The sequence below is a fragment of the Bariatricus sp. HCP28S3_F11 genome (assembly GCF_052065395.1).
GTDB lineage: Bacteria > Bacillota > Clostridia > Lachnospirales > Lachnospiraceae > Allocoprococcus.
In genome coordinates, this window is sequence record NZ_JBQHUC010000077.1 from 1 (window position 1) to 2,701 (window position 2,701).

Annotated in this window: 3 protein-coding genes; all 3 read right to left on the reverse strand. The window is 41.8% G+C overall.

What is annotated here, in order from left to right; translation table 11 throughout:
- Nucleotides 1-140: 140 nt before the first annotated feature.
- Genes ant(9) through ACTNBR_RS16160 form a run of 3 tightly spaced genes read right to left on the reverse strand, consistent with a single transcriptional unit; the run spans nt 141 to nt 2,534 of the window.
- Complete coding sequence (gene ant(9), locus ACTNBR_RS16150; RefSeq protein WP_052084611.1) at nt 141-917, reverse strand: aminoglycoside nucleotidyltransferase ANT(9); 777 nt, start codon at nt 915-917, stop codon at nt 141-143.
- A gap of 24 nt (nt 918-941) precedes the next feature.
- A complete protein-coding gene (locus tag ACTNBR_RS16155) occupies nt 942-1,712 on the reverse strand; it encodes a nucleoside phosphorylase (protein ID WP_002578723.1) in 771 nt (256 codons plus the stop codon).
- 24 nt (nt 1,713-1,736) lie between these two features.
- A complete protein-coding gene (locus ACTNBR_RS16160) occupies nt 1,737-2,534 on the reverse strand; it encodes a helix-turn-helix domain-containing protein (protein ID WP_271824377.1) in 798 nt (265 codons plus the stop codon).
- Nucleotides 2,535-2,701 lie beyond the last annotated feature (167 nt).

Below are 2,701 nucleotides of genomic sequence, written 5' to 3' on the forward strand. Positions count from 1 at the left end.
GCGCGGAATATATTAACGGACCCCCACAAGCGGAGGAAGTAAGCAACGCCTGAGGGCGCGGGTTTAAAACATCGCAAATTTTTTGGGGCCACTTCATATGCGCCGTTCATCTTGACCGTTGATTGGCCCCGCTAACTTTGCTACTCTGTTCTAAGTAATTCCTCAATTTGTTTTTTCATATATTCTACAAGTGCCATCGCTTCCTTTTCTACTGTCTCCCATTCATCAGACAAATTTCCCAAATAAGCTTCCTTTGCCGTTGTTAGCAGGGGGGAAAATCTCTCCGGCAATTTTAAAATTACCCATTTTGCGGCAACATCTTTTGTCGTGATTTCTTCTGTTACTAAAGTAAACCACATTCGTGATAAGGTTAATAACACATTTCTTTCATCACCCTTAAAGCTGGAAATCAAACCAGGTAAAGAAAACCGAATTGCTTTTTTAATTTCGTGAAATGGGATAGCGGGAATAAGCTCTTTGCTTTCCGCCCCCTTCAAAGTTATGCTATTTTTTCTTGCTTGCCATAATAAAATCATTATATCTGGGTCATTGCAGGCTTGCGGATATTCTCCTGCTTCCATCTCTCCCCTTAGCCATTCACCATACATATACTGACATTTTGGCGGAAATTGCAACGGAACAATATCAGATTGATTGATAATAGTTACCTCTAAAGGTCTTTTTTCAATACAGCCTACGGAGCCAGAAATTTTCAATAATTGCTTTGTTAGATCTGCTCTGATTGAATTACTCAATTCTTGTTTAGTAATTATCAGTATATCTATATCACTATCTGGACGCAGCCCATTCATTGTTGCTGAACCATATAAATATATCCCCAATATTTGACCTTGTAATATGGTTTCTGCTATTGAAATAACTTGATTTACTTGTTGTGGAAATTCATTTATATTCATTGTAACTCCTATATGTATTTATTTTTACTCCTCAACAACTGATAAAACAGCGTCTAAGGCTAATTCTAAGGCTATGGATATACTTGTTTTTCCCCATTCTCTTTCTTGGTATTTATGAGGGTCTGCAAGAGTATCGGCTGAAAAAAGCAGCATAGCCCATGTAACTTTTCTAAATTTTGCACACGCCGCCAATGCGGAACATTCCATTTCTACTACTTGACATCCCTCTTCTTTCCGATACTGAACCATTTCTACTGTTTCTCGATAAAAACCGTCTGTTGTCCATGTTTTAACTTCCCAATATGGTATATTCTTTTGGCTTAAAGCAGATTCAATCGCATTTATACCAGCCTTTGAAATCTCTACTTCTCGGGAGGGAGGAAGATAATGGTAAGATGTTCCCTCATCTCTCAATGCAGAAACAGGTATCAAAAATCTATTTTCCGGGATGTCTTCCAATACGCCGCAGGAGCCGACGGAAATAATCTTTGTTACACCCCCTGCAATTAAATATTCTAAAACTTGGACGGCAGCAGCACTTCCCACAGGAGCCGGACATAGACATATTTTCTCCTGATTATAAAGACATTCATAAATAGGATATCGTCTTGTTGCACTTTCAAATTCATCTATCTGTATTCCATCATGGGTATGTGCATAATTTTCAACCTCGTCTCCTAAAAAAGCAAACACTGCTTTTGCAGGAAAACATTTTTTCCCATTTCCCGGCTGAAAAACAGCTTTTGATGCGGTATCGTACTCTAAAACAGGGTAGTCATGCTTTACTAATGGCATATTATTATCTCGAATAACAGGCTATTATTCTATTCCTTTCATCATCTTTTTTGCCAACTGCTTGAACAGGTCGGCAGTTTCTTCATCCATCGGCGTAAGCTGTCCGATCTGTCCGGCAACCATCGCCGCTACATCGTCAATGGAAAGCGGGTTTTGCTTCTGTTCCGCCAATGCGTCCCGCATGGCTTGGAACATCGCGGCGGTCACAGCTTCTCCCGGCTGTTCCCCGTTGTAAATGTCTTTCTTAATATCCCGCAGGATAGCAAGGAACACATTTTTGATTTTCTCAATCTCCGCCTCATGTTCCCCCATCTTCTGGGCGTTCAAAAGCTGTAAATCCTGCTTTGCTTCCGCCCGGTGTTCCGGGTGTTCTTTCATCAGGTCGGACAGGGAAGCCGTTGCTATCTCGATAAGCTGGTTTCTTGCTGTTATGCCTTTTGCCGCTGTGTCCTGAAAATAAATCCGTATCAAATCTATCAGCTTAGGAAAATTCCTGTGTTCCAACAGGCGGTTGAGGATTTGCACATCAACAGCACCCGTCACAAGCCCCCTCACGGCTCCCTCGGACAAGCCTAATTCAGAAATATCGTAGCTTTTACGAACGCTCACGGTAGACAAGCCCAGTATGTAGTCTGTCGATACCTTAAATTCCTTTGCCACACCTATGAGAATATCACTGCTGACCGTTCTTGTTTCGCCGCTGACAATGCGGCTCAACTGGGAAGCGGAAACGCCTATCTTCTCCGCAAGTTCCTTTTGTGTGATGTGGTTCCCGTTGCATAAATCGGAAATCCGCTGTCCGGGCGTTCCGGGTAAAGCCATAGATACGCACCTCCTCCGCATACTTCCATTATACAGAATGATTGCAAAAATGCAAGTTCCAAAGTGTAAACTTCATCAAAATGCAATTCTCGCAATATTCCGGGAATTGCATTTTTTTCGTGTAGACTTAGGGTAGTTCATCGATGGACGGCACCTTGAAAACAGAA